We start from the raw sequence: 1,351 nt of genomic DNA on the forward strand, positions 1-1,351 counted from the left end.
TGTCAGGACTGGTTAAAAATGCTAAGTCTTTCATTATTAAATTTCTTTCTAGCGTTTAATACGCAATATCGTATCTCAACGACTGACTTCATTGTTCTCAATTTCAACGTACTGGGCGGTGCGTTTTTTTAATAGTCCTTAGCGAGCCACTCGGTAATGCGTTCGTATGTACTCTGACGTACTTTCTCATTACGTGTTGGGCTTTCAAGACGTCCATAAGTAAGACGATTAATACCAAGCTGATTGGCAGCTTCACCTTTTGTTAAATCTAGCACTCCTCGTTTTTTGCGTAGAGCAGTTTTAATTTCTGATGTTAAATACATTATTTTACTTCACCTTCTTTCTAGATACTTCAAAATTGAAGTATCTAGACAATAGTATAATACTTCATTTTCGAAGTGTCAAGTGATATACTTCAAAATTGAAATTTTTATTTTAAATAACTACCAAAATGTTGTATAATGATAAAGAGGTAAAAATATGGCAAACGAAGTATATAAAGCTTTAAATCGTATTAAAGAGCTACGAATTGAAAAAGGTGTTACTCAAAGCACCGTAGCAAAAGCAATAGGAATTTCTCAAGGTATGCTGACTAATTATGAAACTGGAAAACGTTCTCCTCGTGATTTCAAAGTTTGGCAAGATTTAGCTGATTACTTTGACGTTACGACTAGCTATATTATGGGAACTAGTGATTTTAGAACATATCAAGACGAAATTAATGAAATACAAACATCTGCCAAGGAAAATTACGGCGTTGAAGTTCCAGCGGAAATAATTAAAGATTATAAGGGAAACCCTGTATCCACAACCTACAATACTCTTGCTCTACGCACAGAAATGGCTAAAAAACTTCTTCCTGAATTAGACAAAATGATTTCTACAATTGATAGTTATTTATATAGCTCTCCCACGATTGATTTTGATGATAAAGAAAAAGCTGATTATTTTTATTCTGATGAATTTAAACTAGCCAATGCACAAATAGATCAATTACTCATTTGGAAACACAGAAAAAAAGTTTTTCAATTAAAGAAGCAATTACTAGAAAAACAAATACAGAACCCTGAAAATTACTTTGCCCTCGAAGATGGCATCACTAAAGCCGAATTAAAAAAAAGGTGGCAAGATTATCGTCGTAAAGATTCTAATGAAAATGAACTTTAACTTCCTACACTTTTAAAATCAACATTCATGTTTTGACTTTTGCGTACTGGGCGGTGCTAGAAAGACAAATCAACATGAACAAACTAAATATAAAAGAATACAAAACAAAAAGCGGAGAAGTACGCTATATTCTCCGTGGCGCTTATATCGGTACTGATGTGCTGACAGGTAAGCAAGTTCGAAC

General features: G+C 33.5%; 1 protein-coding gene. It reads left to right on the top strand.

The features are described from left to right. The first annotated feature begins 480 nt into the window (after nt 1-480). Nucleotides 481-1,167 (top strand): helix-turn-helix transcriptional regulator, encoded by a 687-nt coding sequence (locus ABZY11_RS44540; RefSeq protein ID WP_012898391.1) that lies wholly within the window; start codon nt 481-483, stop codon nt 1,165-1,167. Nucleotides 1,168-1,351 lie beyond the last annotated feature (184 nt).

This window comes from Streptomyces sp. NPDC006510 (assembly GCF_040611955.1).
Taxonomy (GTDB): Bacteria; Actinomycetota; Actinomycetes; order Streptomycetales; family Streptomycetaceae; genus Streptomyces.

Excerpts from the sequence above, each read along its gene's own strand:
- ABZY11_RS44540 (WP_012898391.1), top strand. The coding sequence starts at position 481 with ATGGCAAACGAAGTATATAAAGCTTTAAATCGTATTAAAGAGCTACGA.